Origin of the sequence: Anoxybacillus sp. LAT27 (assembly GCF_022030075.1) — a bacterium.
Lineage (GTDB): Bacteria > Bacillota > Bacilli > Bacillales > Anoxybacillaceae > Anoxybacillus > Anoxybacillus kestanbolensis.
The window spans coordinates 1-230 of the sequence record NZ_JAIWYK010000332.1 but is presented as its reverse complement, the minus strand read 5'-3'; the positions used below and the strand labels follow the sequence as shown (position 1 = coordinate 230).

Sequence of the window (230 nt, the reverse complement as noted above, 5' to 3'; positions counted from 1 at the left end):
AAAACACGAACGTGTCCCAGTGATCGATTTGACAACGAAAAGCAAACAACGGTTTGAACAGCTTGGACCGGAACGGACGAAGCGGTGGTTTTTATGGCTTGAGCCGGGCGAACACCCCAATTATCCGAAAGGCATCAAAGACAACACCCATTTTCATCAGCGCGGGGCGAAAGAAATCGCCCGTTTGGTCGTCGAAGGCATCGTCGAACTGAATCTCCCTCTTCGCCGCC

General features: G+C 52.2%; 1 pseudogene. It reads left to right on the top strand.

Going from position 1 to position 230, the window contains the following annotated elements:
- Window positions 1-230, top strand: a pseudogene (locus LD028_RS09675) (rhamnogalacturonan acetylesterase); the annotation flags it as partial.